Origin of the sequence: Kitasatospora sp. NPDC007106 (genome assembly GCF_040634455.1) — a bacterium.
GTDB classification, from domain to species: Bacteria; Actinomycetota; Actinomycetes; order Streptomycetales; family Streptomycetaceae; genus Kitasatospora; species Kitasatospora arboriphila.
Genome location: NZ_JBEYFP010001344.1, coordinates 1 through 1,203, shown reverse-complemented (window position 1 = coordinate 1,203; position 1,203 = coordinate 1). Strand labels below are relative to the sequence as shown.

Here is a 1,203-nt window from a genome sequence, read left to right as displayed (position 1 = left end):
CCGTCGGCGCCTGTGCGGTCTGGCCCGCGGGGGCGGTGCTGCCGGGTGCGGCGGCGGGCTCCTCGGCCTTCACCGCCGGCGGTGTGTCCTTCTTGACGTCCACGCCCTTGGGGGGCGCGTCCGGCCCGTGGGTGCAGTTGCCCTCGGCGGTCCGCAGGACGCCGACGCACTTGTCGCCCTTGGGTGCCGCTTTGAGTCCGGTGTACACCAGACCGCGCGGCGGGTCGTTGCTCGGTATCGAGACCACCGGTTCCGGGGCCTTGTCGTGCGCGGGTTCGGCGGCCGGCGCGGACCCGTCGGCGGACACGCCGGCCGCAGCCGTCGTCCGCTCCTCGGTGAAGACGCCGCCCATCGCGGCGCTGCCCACGAAGACCCCCGTTGCGGCCACGACGGCGGCGACCAGCATGACGCGGCCGCCCTTCCGCCGGTTGACCGCTCTTCTACGACCGGACAAAACCAGACCTCATTCCTTGGAGGGGTTGAGTGCCGGGAATCCTGCCAGAACGTTCGATCGACTTGGGTGCACGTGTTCTACGCGCGAAGAAGTACGGGGTTCAACGACTCCACAATTCATCCCGATGATCCGTCAAGTTCATTGTGAAAAAGTGGAGTTGGTCGACAGGCGGAGCATTGGTCCAGACCGATGCATCATCGGATCCGTATGCGACGTAATGCAAACGTTATGTTTCGTGATCTACCGTTAGACGGCCCGTCAAATAGTGAAATTGCACAGAGTAGGTGCAATATCACTCTGCATCATGGCAAGAAGATTCCATTTGGAGATGTCCCAGCCGCACTTATGGGGCCGAGGTGACGGTCCGTCATCACCTCGGCGCGGGGCGGACACAACGGGCACACCCGGATAGCGTGGGCGGATGCCGTTCACGCCGAGTCATCCCGCCGCCGTGCTGCCGCTGATCACCCGCGGGCGGGGCCGCGGGCCGCTGGTGGCCGCCGCCCTGGTCGCCGGGTCGACGGCGCCGGACGTGCCGTACTTCGCCGACTCGGTCGTGCCCGGGGCGTTCGGGCTCGGGGCGGTGACCCACGCCTGGTGGGGCGTGCCGACCGTGGACGTGGCGGTCGCCGCCGTGCTGGTCGGCCTCTGGCACCTGCTGCTGCGCGAACCGCTGGCGGCCCTGCTGCCCGCACGGTGGGTGCCGCAGGTACCGGCCGTCGCACCGCGCGCGGGCGGCAGCGCGCTGC

At 68.7% G+C, this 1,203-nt stretch carries 1 protein-coding gene and 1 pseudogene; one reads left to right on the top strand and one right to left on the bottom strand.

From position 1 onward, the window contains the following. Positions 1-406: pseudogene (locus ABZ641_RS38360) on the bottom strand (hypothetical protein); the annotation flags it as partial. Positions 407-875: 469 nt separating this feature from the next. Here ABZ641_RS38360 and ABZ641_RS38355 point away from each other — a divergent pair. Further along, positions 876-1,203 (top strand): DUF4184 family protein (locus ABZ641_RS38355; RefSeq protein WP_359989291.1); only part of this gene is annotated, 328 nt, incomplete at its 3' end.